Genomic DNA, 23,606 nt, shown 5'->3' on the forward strand with positions numbered 1-23,606 from the left:
GCGGTCGCCTCAGCTCCCACCGATTCCCGATTCCCGATTCCCACCAACGACATCGTCATTGTCGATGGCCGTGCCTCAGACCCGCGCCGCAGCCAGGCTGGCTGCGAGCAGATCCACCGGTGCCGCGAGCGGTTCGTGCCACGGGGTCTGCAGCCAGGTTTCCAGTGCGGCGGCCGGCATCGGCTTGGCGATCCAGTAGCCCTGGCCTTCGTCGCAGCCCCAGGCGCGCAGCTGCGCGTAGGCCTCGGCCGACTCAATGCCTTCTGCCACCACGCGCTGGCCCAGGCTGTGGCCGAGCTGGATCATTGCCGGCACCAGCGTGCGGTCGGTGCGGTTGTCTGGCAGCGAGCGGATGAACGACTGATCGATCTTCAACGAGCTGGCCGGCAACTGCTTGAGATAGCTGAAATTGCTGTAGCCGGTGCCGAAGTCGTCGATGGCGATGTGCACGCCCAACGCGGCCACCGCCGCCAGCTGCTCGGCCAGGTGGTCGGGGTGGCGGATCATCGCGCTTTCGGTGAATTCGATCTCCAGCCGACGCGGGTCCAGCTTGTGGCGTTCCAGGCCGCGCCGCAACAGGCCGGCAAACCCGCGGCGGTCCAGGTCGGCCGCCGACACGTTCAGGGCGAGATTGAAATCCAGCCCCTGCTGCTGCCAGCGCGCGGCCTGGGCGATGCCGTTGTCGATGACCCAGGCGGTGATGCGGTTGATCAGGGCGGTCTTCTCGGCCATCGGCACGAAGTCGGACGGCAACACCGGGCCGATCATCGGGTGCTGCCAGCGCAGCAGCGCTTCCACCGCCACGCAGCGGTGGTCGTGCAGGTCCACGCGTGGCTGGTAGTGCAGGCGCAGCTGGCTGGCGCTGTCCAGTGCGGCGGGCAGGGCGGCAAGCAGGCGGAAGGTGTTGCGTTGCGCCACGTCATGCTTGCGCTCGTACATGCTCCATGGCAGTCCGCGCTCGCGCGAGACGTCCACAGCGGTGGTGAGCGAGCGGATGGTGTCCGCGGCGCCGTAGCTGGTCTGCAGCGATACCGCGCCGATCGAGGCCACCGCGGTATGCGGGATGCCCTGATGATCCAGCGGTTCGGCAAAGGCCTTGGAGACCTTGTTGCACAGGCTGGACAGCCGCTGGTTCTCGGTGGGTGTCATGAACCCGAAAGTGGTCGGGTCCAGCCGGTACAGCAGGGTGCCGCTGGGCAGGTAGGCGGCCAGGCGACGCTGTGCCAGCGCGACATAGCCATCGGCGTAGTCCCAGCCCAGTGCCTTGACCATGTCGCGAAAATAATCGCTGCCGCAGACATCGATGGCCACCGCGGTGGTGGCCGGTGCGGTGTCGCGCTGCGACAGCCAGGTGTCCAGGTCTTCGCTGAAACGCGAACGGTTCGGCAGGCCAGTGGCGCCATCGCGGTAGGTGGTGCTGCGCAGGTTTTCCACCCGCAGTACGGCCAGGTCGCGCAGACCTTCCAGACGGGTCAATGCCTCTGCATCCAGGCCATCGCGCGGGCTGGTGCCGATCACGCACAGCGTGCCGATGCTGTGGCCCTCGCGCAATTTCAGCGGTGCGCCGGCGTAGAAGCGGATATACGGCGGGCCCAGCACCAGCGGGTTGTCGCAAAAGCGCGGGTCCAGCTGCGCATCCGGCACCACCATCACCTCGTCGGAGCGGATCGCATGGGCGCAGAACGCCTGGTCGCGCGGGGTCTCCGACGCGTCCAGGCCGACGCGTGCCTTGAACCACTGGCGATGTTCGTCCACCAGCGACACCAGCGCGATTTCCGCGCCCAGGCTGCGCGAGGCCATCGCGGCAATGGTCTCGAATACCGGGTCCGGCGGCGAATCCAGCAGGCAAAGACCGCGCAAGACGGCCAGACGGGTGGCTTCGTCGGTCATGGAGGACGGCAGGGAGTTGGGGGCGGGCGAGGGTTGCATGTGCCTCTATCGGCCCAGGCCGCCACCTCTTGACGTGCGCGCTCCGGCTTATTCAGCTGGCAGCAGCGCTGTGGCGTGTTGCAGCGCAAGGCGTGGCGCGTGCATGGCCCCGGCGCCGGCCCGCAGGCTGCCGGTGGTTTCGCGCTGCAGCACCGTAGTGCGCAGCGCGGCAGGCCGCGCGCGCGTCATTCTGCAAGGCTGGATGCGCCTTGCAGAAGACGCCGGCAACTGCCGGGAACGCACGGAAGTTAACGTTACCAGCGGCCGGCGTCGCGGTCTGCGCGCTCGGTCCGCATCTGCGGTTTTTATCGGTTCTGTGATCTGGCCGCCGATTGCGCATGCCCACGGTGGGCACGGTGGGCGCACGTGGGCCGGGCATGCGACTGCGTGCCGAGGCGTCCACGGCACCCACCTTGGAGCGACCATGAAGATCTTCACTCGTCTGGCGCAGCGCGCCCTGCTGCTGATGGCCGGCCTTGCGCTGGCGTCCGCCGCACATGCTGGTTTATCCGTATCCGGGACGCAGCTGCGGGAGAGCAACGGCAACGCGCTGGTCCTGCGCGGCATCAACCTGCCACATGCCTGGTTTGCCGACCGTACCGATGCGGCGCTGGCGCAGATTGCCGCCACCGGCGCCAACAGCGTGCGCGTGGTGCTGAGCAGCGGGCATCGCTGGAACCGCACGCCCGAAGCAGAGGTGGCGCGCATCATCGCGCGCTGCAAGAGCCTGGGCCTGATCGCCGTGCTGGAAGTGCACGACACCACCGGTTACGGCGAAGACGGCGCCGCCGGCACCCTGGCCGACGCGGCCACCTACTGGACCAGCATCCGCGGCGCACTGGTGGGGCAGGAGAACTACGTCATCATCAATGTCGGCAACGAGCCGTACGGCAACCGCCTCAGTGCCAGCGAGTGGGTCAACGGCCATGCCCGTGCGATCGCCACCTTGCGCAACGCCGGCTTGACCCACGCGCTGATGGTGGACGCGCCCAACTGGGGCCAGGACTGGCAGTTCTACATGCGCGACAACGCGGCTGCGTTACTGGCGCTCGACAGCCGTCGCAACCTGGTCTTCAGCGTGCACATGTACGAAGTGTTCGGCAACGATGCCACGGTGGATGCGTACCTGCGTGCATTCCAGGGCAACCGCCTGGCGCTGGTGGTGGGCGAATTCGGTGCCGACCATCGCGGCGCGCAGGTGGACGAGGCCGCCATCATGCGGCGCGCGCGCCAGTACAACGTGGGCTACATGGGCTGGTCGTGGTCGGGCAACGAAAGCAGCACCCAGTCGCTGGATATCGTGCTTGGCTGGGACCCGACGCGTCTGAGCAGCTGGGGCCGCACATTGATTGAAGGCTCCGACGGCATCCGTGCCACCTCGCGCCGGGCCAGCGTGTTTGCTGCACGGCAGCGTTGAGTTAGTGGGTGGGCTGACCATTACGTGCGCGCGGCCCGGGCGCGGTCAGCGCCCTGGTTCGCGCAATGGACCCGGGCTGGGGCGCTTGGTCAGCTTGCGCTGCAGCGAGCGCCGATGCATGCCGAGCAGGCGTGCGGCCGCGGAGACGTTGCCACCGGTCTCGTGCAGGGCCTGCTGGATGTGCTCCCACTGCAGTCGGCTGAGCGGGGTCATCATTTCCTGCGCGGTTTCCTCTTCGTCCGGCTCGGGAAGCTCGTCGTCTTCTTCGCCCAGCGCCCGCATGATGGTGGGGATATTGGCCGGCTTGGGCAGGTAGTCGTCGGCGCCGAGTTTGATCGCTTCCACCGCAGTGGCGATGCTGGCATAGCCGGTGACCAGCAGGATGCGCATGTCGGCGCGGATCTCGCGCAGCGGCTGGATCAGGCTCAGGCCGGAATCGTGACCGAGCTTGAGATCGATCAAGGCGAAATCCGGCAGGGCGCTGCGCGCGGTGGACAGCGCGCTGGCCGCGTCGGTGGCGGTCAGCGTTTCCACCCCGCGCCGCGCCAGGCTGCGCTGCAGCGTGCGCAGGTACAAGGTGTCGTCGTCGACCAGCAGGCCGGTGCGGATGGGAGTGCTTGTCATGCGAGTGCCTCGTGTTCGGAGAGCGGCAGACGGAAACCGACGCGGGCGCCGCTGCCTTCGGCGGGCAGCATCCACAATTCGCCTTGCAGGCGTTCGACGGTGGCATGCGACAGCGCCAGGCCCACGCCCATGCCGTCGTGTTTGCCGCTGTTGAACAAGGTGCCCGGCAACATGGCCTGCGCGGTGTCGAAGCCGGGGCCGTAATCGCGCACTTCGCCGCTGAGATGGTCGTGCTCCACGCGCAAGGTGAGGTCGATCTGCGAGCGCCCGGCCCGTTCGCCGGCATCGGCGGCGTTATTGAGCAGCACCATCAGCAGGTGGCTGACGCCCGGCTGCAGCATCAGCCGCATCGGTGCGTCGTCGTTGCGGCGCAGCTCGATGGTGGGGCGCACCAGCCGCCATTGCTCCAGCACGTCCTTGACTGCCACTTCGCGGCTCAGGTGGCCGTTGTCGGCCGGCGCGGCAAGGGCCAGCACGCGTTCGTGGCATTGCACCAGCAGCTCGCGCAAGGTGTCCAGGTCTTCGCGCAGTTCGGCCTGGTCGCACTGGTCGGCAATATCGTCCACCAGCAGGGTCATCGTCGCCAATGGCGTATTCAATTCATGCGCCACCGAGGCCGCATGCGTGGCCAGCGCGACGATGCCTTCATTACGGGCGAAGCGCTCGCGCAGGGTGGAGATCTCGCGCTCGCGTTCGCGCATGGACAACGCCAGCCGGGTGGCGAAGGCCAGCACCACCACCGTGGAGAGCAGGAAGTTGGCCGCCATGCCCCACATGTGCAGGCTGAGCGGGTCGAAGCTGCCGTAGGGCAGCGGCAGCCCGAACGCCGCGCTGATCACGTAGCCGGCCACGCACGACGCCGCCACCGCCATCGCCCAGCCCAGCGGCAGCGCCAGCGCGGCCAGCGCGATCAGCACCAGGAACAGCGAGCCGAACGGATTGGCGATGCCGCCGCTCCAGCCCACCATCCAGGTCAGCACCGTCACATCGACCAGGATGTGGCCGAATTCGGTGGCCGGGCTCACCGCGCCACGGTGGGCCACACGCAGCTGGGCGTACAGGTTGAACACCGCCAGTGCGGCGACGCCGGCCCACAGTGGCTGTTGCGGCAGGTTCAAGCCCATCAGGCCGGTGGCGACCAGGATGGTGGCGGCCTGGCCGGCGGTGGCGAGCCAGCGCAGGCTGCACAGGGTCCGCAGGAAGGAGGCGTCGGAGCTGTTCATCACGGCAATGCTATGCGCTCAGGGGAATGGTGGCCTGCGACAAACCGTCGCATCGGTGCCGGCGGCGGCCCGCGCGTCGCTTCAGCTGTGAGCCGACGGCGGACAGGCTAAAATAGCGCGATGCATGACGCCGTGACCCGCCCAACCCCTCCCGCCGACGCCACCGCCTGGCCGCGCCGCATCACCCAGGCCGTCAAGATCGGCAGCGTGATCGTGGGCGGAGGCCACCCGGTGGTCGTCCAGTCGATGACCAACACCGACACCGCCGACATCGCCGGCAGCGTCAAACAGGTGTCCGAACTGTGGCGCGCCGGCTCGGAGATGGTACGGCTGACCGTCAACAACGCCGAGTCCGCTGCCGCCATTCCGCGCATCGTGGACAAGCTGCGCATGATGGGGATTGAAGTCCCGTTGATCGGCGACTTCCATTACAACGGCCACCAATTGCTTGCCGCCGAGCCGGCCTGTGCCGAGGCGCTGGCCAAATACCGCATCAATCCGGGCAATGTCGGCTTCGGCAAGAAGAAGGATCTGCAGTTCGGTCAGCTGATCGAGTTCGCCATCAAGTACGGCAAGCCGGTGCGCATCGGCGCCAACTGGGGCTCGCTGGACCAGTCGCTGGCGGCGCAGCTGATGGATGAAAACTCGCAGCGCGAGACGCCCTGGGATGCCGGCCGGGTGCTGCGCGAGGCCTTGATCCGCTCTGCGGTGGATTCGGCCGAGCGTGCGGTGGAGCTGGGCTTGCCGCGCGAGCGCATCATCCTGTCGGCCAAGGTGTCCGGTGTGCAGGAACTGATCGCGGTGTATCGCGACATGGCCAGCCGCTGCGACTTTGCGCTGCACCTGGGCCTGACCGAAGCCGGCATCGGCAGCAAGGGCATCGTCGCCTCGGCTGCGGCGCTGAGCGTGCTGCTGCAGGAGGGCATCGGCGACACCATCCGCATCTCGCTGACGCCGGAGCCCGGCCAGTCGCGCACGCAGGAAGTGGTGGTCGCGCAGGAGCTGCTGCAGACCACCGGGCAACGCGCGTTCACCCCGATGGTCACCGCATGCCCCGGCTGCGGGCGCACCACCTCCGAGTTCTTCCAGGAACTGGCTGGCGTGGTGCAGAACCATGTGCGCGCCAAGATGCCGGAGTGGAAGATCTCCAACCCCGGTGCCGAGAACATGACCCTGGCGGTGATGGGGTGCGTGGTCAACGGCCCGGGCGAGTCGCGCCACGCCAATATCGGTATCTCGCTGCCGGGCACGGGCGAGGCGCCGTCCGCGCCGGTGTTCATCGATGGCGAAAAAAGCGTCACCTTGCGCGGTGAGAATATCGCCTACGAATTCATCGACCTGATCGACCAGTACGTCGAACGCACCTATGTCCGCCGCGCCGGCTGAGTCGCCGGCCGGGTTCAAGGCGTGGTTGCGCAGCAATGCGTGGCGCATGGGACTGTTGTTCGTCGGGGTGCTGCTGCCTCTGGGCCTGTTCGTGGACCTGGCCGATGAAGTGCACGAGCTGGAAAATTTCTATTTTGACGAGCCGTTGCTGTGGAGCATGCGCAGCATCGCCACCCCGACGCTGGATGCGCTGTTCGGCGTGATATCGAAGGTGGGCTACCAGTACGGCGTGATTCCGGCGGATATCGCGATCGTGCTGGTGCTGCTGGTATTGCGGCGCTGGCGTGAGGGCACCTTTGCCGCGCTCGGCTTCGGCGGCTCGGCGCTGTTGAACATGGCCGCCAAGCAGTTCTTTCAGCGCAACCGGCCGAGCCTGTGGGAATCGATCGCGCCGGAGAGCACCTTCAGTTTTCCCAGTGGTCATGCGATGGGCTCGATGACGCTCGCGGCCGTGGTCATCGCGTTGGCCTGGCGCACCCGTTGGCGCTGGCCGGTGACGATTGCGGCCAGCACATTCGCGCTGCTGGTCGGGGTCTCGCGCATCTACCTGGGCGTGCATTATCCCTCCGACATCCTCGGTGGTTGGTCGGCCGCGCTGGTGTGGGTGGTCGGCCTGTATCTGGTGATGTTTCGCGGCGCACGGCGGCCGCATTGGCGTCGCCGCATCGCCTCCGCCTGAGTGGCGGTTCGCGGCTTGTCCTGAATCCCGCGAACTGGCAGCGGCACGGCATGTGCCGGCGGCGGCGCGGCCTGCGCCGTGCGTGGTCTGCCGTACCGCCAGCGGCTGGCGCCTGGGCATTTCGGTTTGACGATGCCGGGTTCGCATTCGTGTGGGAAGACATCGTTCCCCTGGACTATCGTCGCTGCCTGCGCCGCGCAGTCGTGCCGATCAGGCTGGACGGCGCGCCGCACCGACCCGGCGACTGCGCAGGCCACTTTGCAAGCTGATGGCTGAGAACATGCACGTGGATGTGGTCTTACCCAATGCTGGCCCAGCGGCAAGCTGCCGGGTCTTGCGCGCAAGCGACGTCACCCTGGCGGAGCAGGGCGTCCAGTACGCGATGGGTATCTGTGCGCAAAGCGTGGGCGCAACGCATCTCAGCCTGCACATGGTCACCATTGCACCAGGCGCACGTGCCAAACCGCATCTGCATGCGGCGCACGAAACCGCCATCTACGCGCTGAGCGGCGTGTCCAAGGTCTGGTACGGCGCGGCGCTGCAGCATCACGAGGTGGTGGAGCCAGGCGATTTTCTCTATATCCCGGCTGGCATGCCGCACCAGCCCTACAACGACAGCGCGGAACCTGCAGTTGTGCTGGTGGCCCGAACCGATCCGAACACGCACGAAAGCGTGGTGCTGCTACCCGAACTCGATGGGCTGCACACAGGCTAGGCCGGCAGATTGCACGAAGCCTCTAGCCAATGCCCGTGATGGCGTGCGCGTGCGTTGCCGGCCTCGCCCGCCGCCACAGCGTTGCACTCACAGCCTGCGTGTGTATTCACCGCCCCACAGCCGCAGCCCGATCACGCCGCCGATCATCGCCAGCAGGATCACGTAATACGCCGGTCCCATCGGATGCTGCTTGAGCAACATCACCACCACCAGCGGGGTCAGGCCGCCAAACACGGCGTAGCCCAGGTTGTAGGCGAACGACACGCCAGACAGACGGATCACCGGCGGAAACGCTTCGACCATGACGCGCGGGATTGCGCCCAGCACGCCAAGCGCTGCGCCCAACAGCGCATACAGCGGGAACAGCAACTGCGGGTCGCCGGCGAAGCGATAGAACAGCCATGCGCTCACTCCCAGGAGTACGCTCCCACCCAGTAGCACGCGGCCGTTGCCCCAGCGGTCCGACAGCGCGCCGGCCACCACCGAGCCGATGGCCTGCAGCAGCACCGCCAGCAGGTTGGCCTGCAAGGCGACCGCGGCAGGGTAGCCATAGGCGCTCTGCAGCAGCGTGGGCGTCATCAGCGACACCACCAGCACCGCCGCTGCCACCACCCAGGTCAGCCACAACGACAGCGCCAGGCTGCGCGGATGGTCGCGCACCACCACCTTCAGTGGCGTTTCGCGCGCCAATGCACGCATCGCCACCATCTCGGCAAACACCGGGGTCTCGTGCAGCCAGCGCCGCAGATACACCGACAACAGGCCGAAGACCCCGCCCGCCAGGAACGGCAGACGCCAGGCGTAGTCGGCGATCTCCTGCGGCGTGTAGACGCGATTGATCGCCCCGGCGCTGAGCGAGCCGAGCAGTACGCCGGCAGCCAGGCCGGCAGTCAATGTGCCGCAGGCCAGGCCCCTGCGCTGCGCAGGCACGTGTTCTGCGACGAACACCCAGGCACTGGGCACCTCGCCACCGATCGCCGCGCCCTGCAGCAGGCGCATCGTCAACAGCAACAACGGCGCGGCCAGGCCGATCTGCGCGTAGGTCGGCAGCACACCGATGGCCAACGTGGGCAATGCCATCAGGCCGATACTGAGCGCGAACATGCGCTTGCGGCCGAGCAGATCGCCGAAGTGCGCCATCACGATTCCGCCCAACGGACGGATCAGGTAGCCGGCCGCAAAAATGCCGAAGGTCTGCAGCTGCCGCGTCCATTCCGGAATGCCTGGGGGAAAGAACAGTTCGCCCAGCACCTTCGCGAAAAAGATGAAGATGATGAAGTCATAGAACTCCAGCGCGCCGCCCAGCGCGGCCAGGGTCAGCGTCCTGTAGTCGCGGCGCGTCAGGTGGTGTGCGGCGGCGGTGCCAAGAGCGTCATGCGTGTTCATGCAGCTGCGTCCTGTTGCGGGTGGTGGCGCGCCAGCCAGTCACGGCGGTCGCGGCATGCCATCCCATGCTAGCGCGACCTGCAGCCTGGACCGGTATGCCGATTTTGTGTGGCGGTGATCGCCGGTTGGATGCTTCGGTGGTCCGGACATGCCTGCGCGTTGGCGCCGGGTGGACTCATTCGCCGGGTTTTGCGCCTTCCACCGGCGCATGCGTGGCGGCGCGACGTGCCAGTACCGCTTCGCGATGCGCAATGTAGACGTTGGCGCCGATGATGATGGCCGCCCCGATCACGGTATGCCGCTCGATCGCCTCGCCGAACAGCCACCAGCCCAGCAGTGCCACCAGCGGCAGCTGCATGAAGCTGATCGGCTGCAGCGCCGAGACTTCGCCCAGCTTGAGCGCGCGCGTCCAGAACAACTGCCCGGCGGTGCCGAAGATGCCGGTGGCCACCAGCCACAGCCAGTCGATGCCCTGCGGCCAGGTCCACTGGAACAACGCCGGTATCAGCGACATCGGCACCCAGAACACGTAGGTGTAGAACACCACCGTGTCCGAATCGTCGTTGCGCGAAAGCTGCTTGATCTGGATTGCCACGATGGCACTGATCACTGCCGCGAGCAGCGCAATCAGCAGTCCCGGGCTGAAGGTGGACGAGCCCGGGCGCAGGATCACCAGCACCCCGATAAACCCGGCTGCCACTGCCAGCCAGCGGCGCATGCGCACCTGTTCGTGCAGCCAGATCACGGCCAGCACGGTGACGAACAACGGTGTGGAATAGGAGAGCGAAATCGCCTGCGACAACGGCAGATGGCCGATCGCCCAGAACCCGCACAGCATCGAGGCCAGGCCAATCAGCGTGCGTGCGAAATAGTGCGGCAACTGACGGGTGCGCGGCAGCGTCTTGCCGGGGCCGATGAGCAGCGGCAGCAGCGCCAGCAGGCCGAATGCATTGCGGAAGAACGCGATCTCGGTGGTGGCGACGGTCTTGGATGCCAGCCGGATGGTGATGGCCATCAGACCGAAGGCGAGCGTGCTGATCAGCATCCAGGCAGCGGCGCGCATGGACGCCGAGGGTGCAGTCACCAATGCGCTCCGATGATGCGTGGTTCCGGCTCCAGGATCACCGAGTAGCGTTCGCGCACCGATTCGGCGATGCGTCGCGCAACGTCCAGCAGCTGTGCACCGGTTGCGCTGCCGTAATTGACCAGCACCAAGGCATGCGCCGGCGACACGCCGGCGTCGCCTTCGCGCTGGCCCTTCCAGCCGCACTGTTCGATCAACCAGGCGGCCGACAACTTGCCCTGGCCAGGCTGCTCGCCCGGATACACCGGCATGTCGGCGAAGGTGGCCTGCAACGCGGCAATCTGTTCGCTCGGCAGCAGCGGGTTCTTGAAGAAGCTGCCGGCATTGCCGAGCACGTCCGGGTCCGGCAATTTGCGGCGGCGGATGTTGATCACCGCCTGCGCCACATCGGCCGCGCCCGCCAGCTCGGCGCCCATGCTGGCCAGCTCCTCGCGGATGCCGGCGTAGTCCAGCCGCAGCTCGTGCAGCAGCGGCAGATTGAATTCCACCGCCACGATCAGGTAACGCTCGGGCTGCTGCTTGAACACGCTGTCGCGGTAGCCGAACGCGCAGTCCGTTGCCTCCAGCCGCACGAACTGTTGGCTGTGCCGGTCGAAGGCTTCCACCACCTGGATGAAGTCGCCCACCTGCGCGCCATAGGCGCCGATGTTCTGGATCGGGCAGGCACCGACGGTGCCGGGAATCAGCGCCAGATTCTCTAGCCCCGATAGCCCCTGCTGCAGCGAATACAGCACCAGCGCATGCCAGTTCACGCCGGCACCGGCGCGGACGATGGCGTGGTCGGCGTGGTGCGCAATGATCGCAATGTCGCGGTTCTCGAAACACAGCACGCAGCCGGGCGGGTCGCCGGCCAGCAGTACATTGCTGCCGCTGCCCAGCACCAGCAGCGGTTCGCCCGCGATCTGCGGCGCTGCCAGCGCCTGCGGCAAGGCTTCGGGGGTGTGGATGCGCAGCAGCCAGCGCGCGCAGGCATCGACGTGAAAGGTGTTGAGTGCACGCAATGGCGCGTGTTCGCTCAACTGCCAGCCCGGTTGCACAGCCTCGCTCATAACGGCGACACCGCACCGCCGCTCGGCGCTTCGCGGCGGCGGCGGATGGCGTCCACGCATTCGCCGATCAATGGCGGCCCGCGATACACCAGGCCGCTGTAGCACTGCACCAGGCTCGCACCGGCGGCCATCTTGGCCACCGCGTCGGCGCCGGAGCTGATGCCACCCACGCCGATCAGCGGGATCGACTCGGGCAGCCGCGCGCGCAGCCGGCGCAGCACCAGGGTGGATTGCCCCAGCAATGGCGCGCCCGACAAACCGCCGGCTTCGGCGGCCAACGGGTGATTGGCGATCAAGGTGCGGGTCACCGTGGTGTTGGTGGCGATCACACCATCTACGGCCAGATCGGCCAACACGCGTGCGGCGGCATCGATGTCGCGGTCGTTGAGGTCCGGCGCCACCTTCACCAGCATCGGCACCCGCTTGCCGTGCTGGGCGGCGAGCGCTTCCTGGGTCTCGCGCAGGTCGGCGATCAAGCGGCGCAGCGATTGTTCTTCCTGCAGCTCGCGCAGGCCGGCGGTATTGGGCGAAGAGATGTTGACGGTGATGTAGTCGGCCAGCGGATACACGCGCTCCATGCAGTAGCGGTAGTCGCTGGTGGCATCCTCGTTGGGCGTGTCCTTGTTCTTGCCGATATTGATGCCCAGCAGGCCACCGTGCCGCCGCGCGCGCTGCACATTGGCCACCAGCGCATCCACGCCCAGGTTGTTGAAGCCCATGCGGTTGATCACCGCCTGGTACTCGGGCAACCGGAACATGCGCGGCTTCGGGTTGCCCTCCTGCGGGCGCGGGGTCACCGTGCCGATCTCGACAAAGCCGAACCCCAACGCCAGCAGGGCGTCGATGTGCTCGCCATTCTTGTCCAGCCCGGCGCCCAGCCCGACCGGGTTGGGAAACATCAGGCCGAACGCAGGGGTCGGCAGCGGCACCGGGCGCTTGGCCAGCAGCGACGTGGTGCCGGTGCGGTAGGCGGTATCGATGGAGCGCAGCGCCAGCGCGTGGGCGCGCTCGGCATCGAGGGAAAACAGGAAGGGGCGGGCAAGCGAATACATGCGGGTCAGTTCAAACTCCCGGCAAAAATGCGGGTCTGGTAATGGAAGTCGATCAGTCCGTCGCGGGCGTGCGCATCGAACAGGGCGCGCAACGCGGCCAGCATCGGCGCATGGCGCGGGTCGTGTGCCAGCGGCGCATACGAAGACGACAGCAACCGGCCGCGCAGCGCATCGAAGTCCAGCCGCTGCACATTGGGGAAGCGCGCCATCGCGCGGAACCCGTCGCCAAACCAGGCCTGCATGGTGGCATCGTCCTGGTAGCGCTCGGCCACGGCCGAATAATCGGTGCCGTACTCCAGCAGCAGCTGCTCGTAGCCGCGCAGGAACGCGGTGCTGTCCAGTTCGCGCGAATTCCAGTACACCGCCGCCAGGCCGCCCGGCTGCAGGATGCGCGCCCATTCGCGGCGCACTGCCTGCGTGTCGAACCAGTGGAAGGCCTGCGCCGCCGACACCAGACCCACGCTGGCATCAGCCAGGCCGGTAGCTTCGGCAGTGCCGTCGGTGGCCTGGAAGGCCGGAAACTCCGCCAGCCATTGCTGGGCGGCCGCGCGCATGGCCGGATTCGGCTCTACCGCAGTGACCGCGTAGCCGGCTTCAAGAAACAGGCGGCTGGAAATGCCGGTGCCAGCGCCGATGTCGGCCACCGCCGTGGCGGGGGTGACGCCCAGGTCGTCATGTAGCCAACGCAACACCTGCGGCGGGTAGCCTGGCCGGTAGCGCACGTAAGCGGCCACACGGTCGTTGAAGCGCTGGGCAGAGGAGGGCGCAGCCATGCTCAACTGCTGGAGGCCGCCAGCCACGCCATGCCACCGAAGAACAGGATGAAGATGACGATGCCGACCAGCCACATCGCCACTGCCAGCCAGCCAAGAATCAGCCCGCCGATCGCCAGCCCGTCGCCTTCCAGGCCTTGCGGATTGCGCCGGATTTCGGCGCGCGCCAGATGGCCGGTGATGATGGCGCAGATGCTGCCGAGGAAGGGGATCAGCGTCCAGCCGAGAATGCCCGCGACCAGGCTGACGATGGCCATGGCGCTGGTCTGTCGAACGACAACGTTCATCATGAACTCCGTGAGAGTGAGCCGGCAGCCGGTCTCTGGTGAGGCGATTATCCCAGAGCGGCCGCCGAAAAGGCGTGCCGTGTGCGGTGGGAACCCCTGCGCGGCCGGTCATTGGGATGTCCTGACGTGCCGAAGAGCAGGCCGGGCCGCCGCGGTGCCTTGCTAGAGCAGGGCGTGTCGGAGCAGGGCAGCCAGCCGCCTGGCATTGCCGCGATGCTGTTGTCAGTGGCGTGTCCGGCGTCGCCGCAGATGCCGAGCAGGCTGCGGCTGCGCTCACATCGCTGTGTCGCAAGCGCGCCGGACCACTGCCCGGCGCACCTTGCGGCATCGATCAAAGATCGAACTTGATGCCCTGTGCCAGCGGCAGCGAATCGGAGTAGTTGATGGTGTTGGTCTGGCGACGCATGTAGACCTTCCACGCGTCCGAGCCGGATTCGCGGCCACCGCCGGTGTCCTTCTCGCCGCCAAAGGCGCCACCGATCTCCGCACCCGAGGTGCCGATGTTGACGTTGGCAATGCCGCAATCGCTGCCTGCCGCCGACAGGAACTTTTCGGCCGCTTTCAGGTTCTGGGTGAAGATCGACGAGGACAGGCCTTGCGGCACGCCGTTCTGCAGGTCGATGGCCTCATCCAGCGTGCGGTACTTCATCACGTACAGGATCGGCGCGAAGGTCTCATGCTGCACGACCTCATCGCTGTTCTGCAGCCCGGTGACGATCGCCGGCAACACGAAGTTGCCGGGGCGATCGATCGCGGTGCCGCCCACTTCGACGGTGCCACCGGCGGCCTTGGCCTTGGCGATCGACTCCAGGAATTGCTCCACCGCAGCACGGCTGTTGAGCGGGCCCATCAGGTTTGCCGGGTCGGTGGGGTCGCCGATCTTGCTGTCGAGCTGCCTGTACGCCTTGACCAGGGTGGCCAGCACGTTCTCATAGATGGATTCGTGCACGATCAGCCGGCGCGTGGTGGTGCAGCGCTGCCCGGCCGTGCCGACTGCGCCGAACACGATGCCCGGGATGGCCAGCTTCAGGTCGGCGGTTTCATCCAGGATGATCGCGTTATTGCCGCCCAGCTCCAGCAGGCAGCGGCCCAGGCGGTGGGCGACCTTTTCGGCGACCACGCGGCCGATCTGGGTCGAACCGGTGAAGCTGATCAGTGGCACGCGCCGGTCTTCGACCAGCGTCTGCGACAGCGCCGTGCCGGCATCGTTGATCAGGAAGAAGATGTCCGGGAAGCCGGCGTCCTTCAACGCCGCATTGCAGATCTTCATCGTCGCGATCGCGGTCAGCGGCGTCTTGTTGGACGGCTTCCAGATGCAGATATCGCCGCAGATGGCCGCAAGGAACGCATTCCACGCCCACACCGCCACCGGGAAGTTGAATGCGCTGATGATGCCTACCAGCCCCAGCGGCTGGTACTGCTCATACATGCGGTGGCCGGGACGCTCAGAATGCATGGTGTAGCCGTAGAGCATGCGGCTCTGGCCCACGGCGAAGTCGGCGATGTCGATCATCTCCTGCACTTCGCCATCGCCTTCCGGCTTGCTCTTGCCCATCTCCAATGCCACCAGCGAGCCCAGTGCATCCTTGTGCGCACGCAGCGCCTCGCCACACAGGCGCACCGCCTCGCCGCGACGCGGGGCAGGCGTGGTCCGCCACACCTTGAAGGCGGCCTGCGCGCGCTGGATGATCAGCTCGTAATCTTCCGGCGTGGTCGCCTGTACATCGGCGATGACGGCGTTGGTCGTCGGATTGAGCGGCTGCAGCACGCCCGCACCGGTGGCCGACGACCAGGTCGCCTCGCCGAGGTAAGTGCCGGAATTGGACGCGGCGAGGTCGAGCGCCTTGAGCAGGTCAGCGGACATGGAATCTCCTGGAGGTCGGGACGGTCGCCCGACGGCCAAGGCCAGCCAGCGACACGGGTAGCCGCCGATTTTAGCAGGCTCCACCCGCCGCCCGCCGGCTTGGCAAGCCGGCTGAACATGCGACAATGCCGCCCTTGGCCCCGTAGCTCAGCTGGATAGAGCGTCCCCCTCCTAAGGGGAAGGTCGCCCGTTCGAATCGGGCCGGGGTCACCAGGACGGCATTGCGGTTCTAGTGGCCGGTGACGCTCGATTCGTCCGCAATGCTGTTGAGCACCGCAAGCTGTTGTGCGGACAGGTGCAGCCCGGAGGCGACAAGGTTTTCGCGCAGGTGGGGCACCGACGAAGTGCCTGCGATGACGAGAATATTGGGCGAGCGCTGCAGCAGCCAGGCGAGGGCGACCTGCTTGGGCGTGGCGCCGGCGTCCTTGGCAACCTGCGACAGCGCGTCCGATTGCACCGGTGAGAACCCCCCCAGCGGGAAGAACGGGACGTAGGCCACGCCCTGGTCGTTGAGTGCGTCGATAAAGGCGTCGTCGTCGCGTTTGACCAGGTTGTAGTGATTCTGGACGCAAACGATCTTGGCCAGCTTTTCGGCTTCCTGATACTGGGCGGGCGTGATATTGCTCAGGCCGATGTGGCGCACCAGTCCTTCGCGTTGCAGCTCGGCCAGACAGGCCACCGGTTCGGCGATCGCGCTGGTGTCGGTGTCCATCATCGCGCCCAGGCGCAGGTTCACCACGTCCAGCGTTTCCAGGCCAAGACTGACCAGGTTGTCCTGCACCTGGCGTCTGAGGCTTGCAGGAGACCGATCGGCATTCCAGGAGGCGTCGCTGCCACGGCCGATGCCGATCTTGGTGACGATCCGCAACCCGTCGGCGTATGGGTGAAGTGCTTCGCGAATCAGCTGGTTGGACACATGCGGGCCGTAAAATTCGGCGGTGTCGATGTGGTCGACGCCCAGCGCAACCGCCTCCTTCAACACGGCCAGCGCTGCGGCCTTGTCGCGGGGTGGCCCCCACACATGCGCTCCCGGCAGCTGCATCGTGCCGTAGCCCATCCGCTTGATGGAGATGCCGGTGCCGGGCAGGGTAAAGGTGCCGCCAAGACGTGTGTCGTTGTTCATTGCTGTTCCTAGAGGGGATGGGTGACGGGTCGCTGCGGTGAAACGTGGAGATGCCGCGGCGTGCGCGCGCTGGTAGTGCAGGTGACTTGATCTGACAGCCCGGAAGCGGTGCGCTGGGGACTGCCGTCTGACCGTGTGTGCAATCTAGGGCGGCCGGTCCTGTGCGACAATCCGGTACAAAGCGAACGGCTTGTACGGAAATTCGAACAATGAGCGGTCGGCTGAGCGATATGGAGAGCTTTGTCCGGGTTGCGCGGGCAGGCGGCTTCCGCGAGGCGGCGAAAAGCGCCGACGTGAGCGCATCCAACCTGAGCGATGCGGTGAAGCGGATGGAGGCGTGGCTGGGCGTACGGCTGTTCAACCGCACCACGCGCAGCGTGGTCTTGACCGATGCGGGGAAGGCACTGTTGGCGCGCATCGAGCCTGCGCTGATCGAACTCGATAGCGCAACGGAGGTCATCAGCGCTTTCCGGGACACGCCGGCCGGCACCTTGCGGCTCAACGTGCCTGTCAGTGCTGCGCGCCTGGTCCTGCCGCGGATTCTGCCGGCTTTCATGGCGGCCTATCCGGATATCAGCGTGGAAATCCTGACCGAAGAAAATTTCGTCGACGTCATCGCCGCAGGTTGCGATGCGGGCATCCGTTATGGCGAGCGTCTGCAGCAGGACATGGTGGCCATGCCGATCGGCCCGCGCGTGCAACGCATCGCAACCGGGGCGTCGCCGCAGTACCTGGCGCGCCACGGACGGCCACACCATCCGCGTGAGTTGCTCGACCACGATTGCATCCGTGGCCGCTTCCCCAGCGGCGCCATGGCCGACTGGGAATTCGAGCGGGACGGCGAGGTGGTCACCATCATCCCGCAGGGGCAGTTGCTGGTGGAGATCGGCGGCGGCAGCGATCTGGCCGTGCAATCAGCGGTGGCGGGGCAGGGAATCGTCCACCTGTTCGAGGAATGGCTGCAGCCCCACTTCGATGCCGGCACCCTGGAACCGGTATTGCAGCCCTGGTGGCAGCCGTTCCAGGGCCCCTACCTGTATTACCCGAATCGCAACCTGTCGCCGCCGGCGCTCAGGGCATTCATCGATTTTGTCAGGACGTTTGAAAACGGCCCGGCGGTTGGGGCAGTGCATGCTGCTCCGCTACCTGCAGCCAGTGCAACGAAGCGGAGCGCGCAAGCTGCGCAGCGCAAGGCGCGCGACAAGCCGCCGTCCTGAACAAGGCGGCGTCGCATCGTTCGCATCGTCGGCGGTGGCCATCGGGCACGTCGCAAAGTCCGCAATGGCCAGCATGCAGCGTGGCTGGCGTCAGCGATGCCGTAGCACGCGGACACCGACCGGCTTGGCGGACTTGTCCATCGAGACGCTGGAGATGCGGCTGTGCCGAAGCAGGCTGCCCAACTGTTCGGTGGCGCCCAGGCGCTGGTCGACTTCCGGCTCGGCCACGGTGCGCGGGCGCTTGCGCTTGTCGGCGTTGGCAAAGCGCAGGCGGTTGTACTCGGCCCAGCCGACCGTGGTGACGGCGGCCATCAGCGCGATCACCGGCAGCGCGCCCAGCGCGAACGGGTCGATGGCGTTGTGGCGCAGATACAGCTCGGTATAGGCACTGCGCAGGCCGAAGAACCACGCAAGCAGCGTTGCCAGCGGTGCCCACAGGTAGAAATAGACCATCCACGCGCCGGCGGTGGCGGCACCGTAGGCGAGACGGCGCGAGCGGCCCAGGCGTTGCGGCAGGTTGATGATGGGCGGTGTCATTGAATTCCTCGGTCGGGGCTTTTCCAGCGGGCACGCGTGTTGCGGCGTGCGATGAGGGCGCGGGGGAAGGCGATGACCGCAGTCATCATGCCGATCATCCAGAACGCAGCCGGGTACCAGATCACCCAGAAGAACTGGCGTGCCAGTCCTTTTTCGTAACGGCGTTCGATCATCAGGCTGGTGCCGAACTGCAGCAGGCAGACCACCGCCAGCACCAGGCCATGCCAGCGCGGCAGGATGGTGTCGACATACAGCGCAGGCGGCATCGCGATGAATTTGCCCAAGGCCCACAGCACGATGATGAAGAGCATCACATAGGCCCAGATCAGGCTCAGCGCGTACTCCAGCAGGACTGCCCACATGCGACGGCTGCGCCAGGCCAGCGCGCGACGGCCATGGCTGAGCAGCACTTCGACGCCGCCGCGTGCCCAGCGCAGGCGCTGCATCCACAGGCCGCGGAAGGTTTCCGGCATCAGGATCCAGCACAGTGCGTTGGGTTCGTAGCGGATATCCCAGCCGTCCAGCTGCAGGCGCCAGGAGATGTCGATGTCTTCGGTGACCATGTTGTCGGACCAGAAGCCGACGTGGTGCAGGGCCGAGCGACGGAACGCGCAGATCACGCCGGAGACGGTGAACAGGCGGCCGTACACGCGTTGCGCGCGCTTGATCAGCCCGACGATCGCGGAGAACTCGCCCACCTGCATGCGGCCCATCAAGGTGGTGCGGTTACGCACGCGCGGGTTGCCGGTGACCCCGCCCACGCGTGGGCCGGACACCAGGTGACCCACCATCCAGCGCGTGGCATTCGGGTCCAGGATCGCATCGGCATCCACGCACACCAGATAGTCCGAGCGCGCTGCCAGCGTGCCCACGCGCAGTGCGTTGGCCTTGCCGTGGTTCTGTTCCAGGTGCACCACCCGCAGGCGCGGATACTGGTGAGTGAGGTCGTCGAGCACTTCGGCGGTGCGATCGGTGCTGCCGTCGTTGATCGCGATGATCTCGAAGTCCGCATACTGCTGCGCGCTCATCGCCGCGATGGTTTCGGCCACGTGCTTGGCCTCGTTGTAGCAAGGCATCAGCAGCGACACGAACGGTTCGCTGGCCATCGGCGGCGGCTTGGACGGACCCGGCGTGCCGCGCTCGCGTCGCAGGTAGTAGTAGATCCCGCCGATCATCCAGAAGAACGCCATGATGATCGGGTAGAAGAACGCAAAGTTGAACAGGGCGGCCAGTAAGAGGCTGGTCGTCATCGGTCATCGCTCGAGATAGGGGAATTGGCGGGCCGACATGGCTTCGCGCGCTTCGGGCAGAGACGGATGGCCGCCAATGAAATCGTCCGGGTAATACGCCAGGTGACGCACGCCTGCCGCCAGCAGCAGTCTGGTCTGCGCCAGCAGCACGCCCTCGGGCAACGGTTTGCCGGTGCGCCAATCGACGGTCTGCAGTTCGAACATGGTCTTGTCGAAGCCGCGTGGCTGTTGCCCGACGCGCCTGGCCAGCTCGCTCAGCCACTGCTGCGGGTCGTCGGCATTTTCCATGTATGGCATCGCCATCAGCGCGGTGTAGTCGTAGGCGGCTGCAAAGGCATCCAGGCGCTGCGCAAACCAGGCCTCGCTGTGCGGCTCCAGCACCGGCTGCGCAAACAGGTTGCGCACCGTCACCAGCTTCGGGCGCCAACGTTCTGCGGCTGTCTTCAGCTGCTGGGTGAAGCCGATCAGCGCCTGGGTGCGTCGTGCCGGATCGCCGCCGCCATAGGCCGGCAGCTCGTCATCGCGCAGGTAGGCATCGTCGTGGAACAGCAGGCCTTCGAAGTAGGCATTGGCGGCGAGGTCTTCGTAGATGTCGGCCACCAGTGCGCGCGTGCGCGGGTTGCTCGGATCCAGCCGCGGCACGTCCTTGGGGTCGTTGCCGCGGACCTGCAATGCGGCCTGTTGCTGCGCATCGGGCAGGTGGTAGCCAAGCACCGGCAACCAGGCGAACACACGCACGCCGGCGCGGGTGCGCAGCTGCCAGGCGACGCGCCCGAACAGGTCCGCGCGCATTGGCAGATGCCGGTTGGGGAAATACAGCGCATCGGCGGCGCCATCGCCATCCGGGTCGGCGAAGGCCTGCAGGAACACATGACTCGGCCCGATGTCCTTGACGCGCTGGACCAGGATGTCGAGGTTGCGCGCCAGCTGTGCGGGATCCGGGTCGTAGACGTAGTCCAGATCGATCTGCATGGCGCGCAGGCCATCGCGCGACAGGTCGCGGCGCAACTCGCCGGCCAGGTCGCGCACATCGGGGTTGTTGAACAGCAACAAGCGCCCGAGGCTGGCCAGCGACTGGCCATCCACGCGGTCGCGCCCCTGCTGGCCGATATCGGCTTCGTGCGAGCGGCCTTCCAGGTCGAAACTGAGCGTCATGCCCAACTGCGCGGCAATGGCGTTGCTGGCGCGGTTGTAGGCGGCATACGGCCACACCATCGCCCGCGGCGGCTTGCCCAGATGCGCCACGATGGCATCGCGGCTATGGCGCAGGTCGGTCTCGATGCGCCGGCGATAGTCGGCTTCGTTTTCATAGCCGCTGTCTGCATGCCACTCGCGCGTCACCGCAGCAGGCGTCTGATTGCCGAACGGGTTGCCGGCGATGCCCTTGTGCAGGTCATCGCTGTGCGAGCCGATTTCGACCAGGCCGCTGTCCTGCATTTCGCGCAGTTGCGCCCAGTTCACGAAATCGTCGCCGGTGAAATCGCGCGGGCCGTAGGGCACGACCTTGCCTGCAGGCAGTTCGACCCAGCTGGTCACCGGCGCAACGAGCGCGGGGTAGCCATAGGCCTGCAACAACGGAAACACGCGGGTGTAGACGCTGCGCAAGCCATCGTCGAAGGTGAGCAACACCGGCCGCGACGGCAATGCGCGACGGCCGGCACGTGCGTCCAGCACCTGCTGCACGCTCACCGGGTGATAAGCGTGCGAGCGCAGCCAGTCCAGATGCGCGGCAAAGTTGCTGGTGGACACCGCGTAGCGATCCGGGTCGCCCTTGGCCGCGACGTCGTCGCGAATGTCGTGGTAGCTGAGCACCAGCAGACCCGCGTGTGCCGACGACGCAAACGTCATCAGCAGCAACGCGAGCAGCAATAGCGGCAGGCGGATCAAGGCGTACCTCCCCATCGGAAATCCAGGTCCAATCCAAGTTGGTGTTCGCGCCGGCCGTCGTAGACCGGGCGCGACCAGCTCACGCCATAGGTCAGTGCGCTGCCATCGCCCAGCGACCACAGATGCCGGTACGCCACGGCAGGAACCCATTGGCTGCCGAAGCCGGACTGGTAGGTCGGGCCGGCGGTCACGTCCAGGCGTTGCCGGAAGGCTGCGTCGTAGCGGCGCCAGCCGATCTGTTCGACGCGCACCCCTGCGGCCACGCTCGTGCTGCGACGCGGGTTGAAGTAGTCGACCACGCGGTCGTCGTGCGCACGCCCGGCCGAGGCGGCAAACAGCCCGTCGACCAGCACATGCGGGCTGGCCCACAGGCGTTGGCTGCCCGAAAGATCGAGCTGGTCGCGCCGGTTGCCGTCGCTGTAGCGCAGCTGGCGCGCCTGCAGCTCCCAGCGTGTTTCATCGCTTGGCGTCCAGCGCAACGTGGCGCCGATGCTGTCGCCGGTGATACCCAGGCGACGGGCCTGCAACGAGGCGTCCGGATCGCGTGTGCGCCAGGCCACGCTGCCGTACCACGCATCGGAAAAGCGCCAACCCGCATCCAGCGCCCAGGCGGTGCCATCGCGATCGAAATCGTCCAGCGCCCGGCCGCCGTACGCGCTGAGGTCCAGGCGGTCGTAGCGGTAATGCGTGCCCAGCCAGAAACTGCGGTAGCGCACACGGGTGTCCTGAAAATCGGCCCAGTCGTCGCGCGCGCGCAGGCCCACTCGCCAGCGCTCGCCGAGCAGGGGCGATTCGGCTTCCAGCAGCGAACTGCCGAAATGGTTGCCGAGCGGCGAGATTGCCGTGGCGCTGTTGTCGTTATCGCTGCGTCCCCAGGCATGGCTCAGATGGACCTGCCACCCGCGCTGACGTTCCAGCGATGCCCCCAGCCGCTGCAGGCCGACATCGTCGGGATACTCGGCGCGCAAGGCGGTGAACTGGGCATCGGCCAGGTCCAGGCGATCGAGGTCGCGCTGGTTTTCGACCATGCCACTGCGTGCCTGCTTTTGATGCGGGTCCAGCGTCAACGCCATCTGATTGCGTTGCAGCGCCTGCGTGGTATGGCCGCGGCGCGATTCGATGGATGCCAGCGCGGCCTGCAGTTCGGCGTTGTCCGGCCCGATGGCCACGCGTTCGCGCAGCAGCTGCTCCGCGCCGGGGTTGTCGTTGGCTGCCGAGCGCGCGGTCGCCAGCGCAACGTCGGCGCTGAAGCGGTCCCAGTTTTCATAGCCGCTGGACGCACCGGCACGCCGTGGCCACGGCGCCTGGCTGGCCGCCAATCGTTCGAACAGCGGCATCGCCTGATCGAAGCGTTCCTGCTCCAGCAATGCATACCCCAGCAATACCTGCGTGCCGAAGTCGTCGGGCGTGTGCTTGAGTGCTTCGCGCAGTACGCCCTCTGCCTCGGCGGGGCGGCGCAAGCCCATCAGCGAGTCGCCCACGGTAGGCAGCACGTAGCTCGGGACATCGACGCCATTTGCGCGCAGCGCCTGGTAGTTCGCAACCACATCGCGATGGCGCTGACGCTGGTTGAGGGCGACCAGGCTGTCCACGCGCAGGCGCGTGGCTTCCCAGGCGACCTGCAGCGGCGCATCGCGTTGGAGACGCGCCACATTGGCCAGCGCCTGGTCGGTCTCCGCGTAGCGGTGCGCGGCATCGACCGGCTCGGCACTGGCCCAACCAATCATGCGCGCGACGCGATCATTGTCGAGACGCTCGCGCTCCTGCGGCGAAAACCAGTCCGGATGACGCCACACCGCCTCGGCAGCCAGCTGTGTGCTGCCCAGATCGGCGAGGGTGAGCGCACGCATCGTGTACGCCCCCTTGTCGCGCGGGTCGTTGCGCAGCACGCGTTCGTAGATGGCCAACGCGTCCGCATAGCGCTGCTGGCCGCGCAGTTGTTCGGCCTGCTGCATGGGTGTCGGGGCAATGGAGGCGTCAGTCACAGCTGCCGGCCGCACTTCTCCGCTGTGCGCCAGGGGCACACATGCGGCAAACAGAGCGAGGCTGAGCAGGGGAGTGAGTGCGCCTGTGCGGTCAGGACGACCGCGCTGCACGTGTCGGTGCAAACAGGGAAAGGGGGAG

General features: G+C 66.9%; 19 protein-coding genes, 1 tRNA gene and 1 pseudogene. 6 read left to right on the top strand and 15 right to left on the bottom strand.

The features are described 5' to 3' along the window. Nucleotides 1-75 precede the first annotated feature (75 nt). Nucleotides 76-1,929, bottom strand: a complete 1,854-nt coding sequence (locus tag ACCQ12_RS08895; RefSeq protein ID WP_372383408.1) for a putative bifunctional diguanylate cyclase/phosphodiesterase — start codon at nt 1,927-1,929, stop codon at nt 76-78. Between the two features lie 424 nt (nt 1,930-2,353). Here ACCQ12_RS08895 and ACCQ12_RS08900 point away from each other — a divergent pair, with 424 nt between their 5' ends. Beyond that, nucleotides 2,354-3,346: a glycoside hydrolase family 5 protein gene (locus tag ACCQ12_RS08900; protein WP_372383409.1), complete on the top strand. Its 993-nt coding sequence runs from the start codon at nt 2,354-2,356 to the stop codon at nt 3,344-3,346. Nucleotides 3,347-3,391: 45 nt separating this feature from the next. Here the strand turns inward: ACCQ12_RS08900 and ACCQ12_RS08905 are convergent, their stop codons facing one another. Both ACCQ12_RS08905 and ACCQ12_RS08910 read right to left on the bottom strand, forming a co-directional pair. Next, complete coding sequence (locus ACCQ12_RS08905) at nt 3,392-3,970, bottom strand: response regulator transcription factor (protein WP_039415020.1); 579 nt, start codon at nt 3,968-3,970, stop codon at nt 3,392-3,394. Further along, entirely contained in the window at nt 3,967-5,193 is a 1,227-nt protein-coding gene (locus ACCQ12_RS08910) for an ATP-binding protein (protein WP_372383410.1), read from the bottom strand. The genes ACCQ12_RS08905 and ACCQ12_RS08910 overlap by 4 nt, the downstream gene beginning before the upstream one ends. Nucleotides 5,194-5,313: 120 nt before the next feature. Between ACCQ12_RS08910 and ispG the strand changes: the two genes are divergently transcribed. The 3 genes from ispG to ACCQ12_RS08925 all read left to right on the top strand — a co-directional run bounded on the left by ispG (nt 5,314) and on the right by ACCQ12_RS08925 (nt 7,973). Continuing rightward, nucleotides 5,314-6,579 carry a flavodoxin-dependent (E)-4-hydroxy-3-methylbut-2-enyl-diphosphate synthase gene (ispG, locus tag ACCQ12_RS08915; RefSeq protein ID WP_372383411.1) on the top strand — a complete coding sequence of 422 codons (1,266 nt, stop codon included), beginning with the start codon at nt 5,314-5,316 and terminating at the stop codon, nt 6,577-6,579. Next, nucleotides 6,560-7,258, top strand: a complete 699-nt coding sequence (locus tag ACCQ12_RS08920) for a phosphatase PAP2 family protein (RefSeq protein ID WP_166752996.1) — start codon at nt 6,560-6,562, stop codon at nt 7,256-7,258. The genes ispG and ACCQ12_RS08920 overlap by 20 nt, the downstream gene beginning before the upstream one ends. A gap of 334 nt (nt 7,259-7,592) precedes the next feature. After that, nucleotides 7,593-7,973 (top strand): cupin domain-containing protein, encoded by a 381-nt coding sequence (locus tag ACCQ12_RS08925; protein ID WP_372383412.1) that lies wholly within the window; start codon nt 7,593-7,595, stop codon nt 7,971-7,973. Nucleotides 7,974-8,060: 87 nt separating this feature from the next. On the opposite strand, the gene ACCQ12_RS08930 is transcribed toward ACCQ12_RS08925, so the two are convergent. The 7 genes from ACCQ12_RS08930 to amaB all read right to left on the bottom strand — a co-directional run bounded on the left by ACCQ12_RS08930 (nt 8,061) and on the right by amaB (nt 15,468). Further along, the gene (locus tag ACCQ12_RS08930; RefSeq protein ID WP_372383413.1) at nt 8,061-9,359 is read right to left on the bottom strand and encodes an MFS transporter; all 1,299 of its coding nucleotides are present in this window, start codon (nt 9,357-9,359) and stop codon (nt 8,061-8,063) included. 175 nt (nt 9,360-9,534) lie between these two features. Next, nucleotides 9,535-10,446 (bottom strand): DMT family transporter, encoded by a 912-nt coding sequence (locus ACCQ12_RS08935; RefSeq protein ID WP_039404409.1) that lies wholly within the window; start codon nt 10,444-10,446, stop codon nt 9,535-9,537. Next, entirely contained in the window at nt 10,440-11,492 is a 1,053-nt protein-coding gene (gene murB, locus ACCQ12_RS08940) for a UDP-N-acetylmuramate dehydrogenase (RefSeq protein ID WP_166745216.1), read from the bottom strand. Before murB ends, ACCQ12_RS08935 begins: the two co-directional genes overlap by 7 nt. Further along, nucleotides 11,489-12,544 carry a quinone-dependent dihydroorotate dehydrogenase gene (locus tag ACCQ12_RS08945; RefSeq protein WP_372383414.1) on the bottom strand — a complete coding sequence of 352 codons (1,056 nt, stop codon included), beginning with the start codon at nt 12,542-12,544 and terminating at the stop codon, nt 11,489-11,491. Before ACCQ12_RS08945 ends, murB begins: the two co-directional genes overlap by 4 nt. Before the next feature lie 5 nt (nt 12,545-12,549). Further along, nucleotides 12,550-13,317, bottom strand: a complete 768-nt coding sequence (locus ACCQ12_RS08950; RefSeq protein WP_372383415.1) for a class I SAM-dependent methyltransferase — start codon at nt 13,315-13,317, stop codon at nt 12,550-12,552. 2 nt (nt 13,318-13,319) lie between these two features. Beyond that, entirely contained in the window at nt 13,320-13,604 is a 285-nt protein-coding gene (locus tag ACCQ12_RS08955) for a DUF4190 domain-containing protein (protein ID WP_039404416.1), read from the bottom strand. A gap of 331 nt (nt 13,605-13,935) precedes the next feature. Further along, nucleotides 13,936-15,468: an L-piperidine-6-carboxylate dehydrogenase gene (amaB, locus tag ACCQ12_RS08960; protein ID WP_372383416.1), complete on the bottom strand. Its 1,533-nt coding sequence runs from the start codon at nt 15,466-15,468 to the stop codon at nt 13,936-13,938. A 136-nt stretch (nt 15,469-15,604) separates the two neighbouring features. Here amaB and ACCQ12_RS08965 point away from each other — a divergent pair. Then, nucleotides 15,605-15,681: transfer RNA gene (locus ACCQ12_RS08965), tRNA-Arg, on the top strand. A gap of 16 nt (nt 15,682-15,697) precedes the next feature. On the opposite strand, the gene ACCQ12_RS08970 is transcribed toward ACCQ12_RS08965, so the two are convergent. Next, on the bottom strand, nt 15,698-16,591 hold the full coding sequence (locus ACCQ12_RS08970) for an oxidoreductase (protein ID WP_372383417.1): 894 nt from the start codon (nt 16,589-16,591) through the stop codon (nt 15,698-15,700). A gap of 230 nt (nt 16,592-16,821) precedes the next feature. Here ACCQ12_RS08970 and ACCQ12_RS08975 point away from each other — a divergent pair. Beyond that, nucleotides 16,822-17,688, top strand: a pseudogene (locus tag ACCQ12_RS08975) (LysR family transcriptional regulator); the annotation flags it as partial. Between the two features lie 210 nt (nt 17,689-17,898). On the opposite strand, the gene pgaD reads toward ACCQ12_RS08975, so the two are convergent. From pgaD to pgaA, 4 genes are read right to left on the bottom strand one after another with little or no spacing between them, the layout of a single operon-like run. Continuing rightward, nucleotides 17,899-18,345, bottom strand: a complete 447-nt coding sequence (gene pgaD / locus ACCQ12_RS08980; protein ID WP_047697859.1) for a poly-beta-1,6-N-acetyl-D-glucosamine biosynthesis protein PgaD — start codon at nt 18,343-18,345, stop codon at nt 17,899-17,901. After that, entirely contained in the window at nt 18,342-19,595 is a 1,254-nt protein-coding gene (gene pgaC / locus ACCQ12_RS08985) for a poly-beta-1,6-N-acetyl-D-glucosamine synthase (protein WP_047697858.1), read from the bottom strand. The genes pgaD and pgaC overlap by 4 nt, the downstream gene beginning before the upstream one ends. A gap of 3 nt (nt 19,596-19,598) precedes the next feature. After that, nucleotides 19,599-21,497: a poly-beta-1,6-N-acetyl-D-glucosamine N-deacetylase PgaB gene (pgaB, locus tag ACCQ12_RS08990; protein WP_372383418.1), complete on the bottom strand. Its 1,899-nt coding sequence runs from the start codon at nt 21,495-21,497 to the stop codon at nt 19,599-19,601. Further along, on the bottom strand, nt 21,479-23,437 hold the full coding sequence (gene pgaA / locus ACCQ12_RS08995; RefSeq protein ID WP_372383584.1) for a poly-beta-1,6 N-acetyl-D-glucosamine export porin PgaA: 1,959 nt from the start codon (nt 23,435-23,437) through the stop codon (nt 21,479-21,481). Before pgaA ends, pgaB begins: the two co-directional genes overlap by 19 nt. Nucleotides 23,438-23,606 lie beyond the last annotated feature (169 nt).

This window comes from Xanthomonas sp. NCPPB 1068 (assembly GCF_041479385.2).
Lineage (GTDB): Bacteria > Pseudomonadota > Gammaproteobacteria > Xanthomonadales > Xanthomonadaceae > Xanthomonas > Xanthomonas cannabis.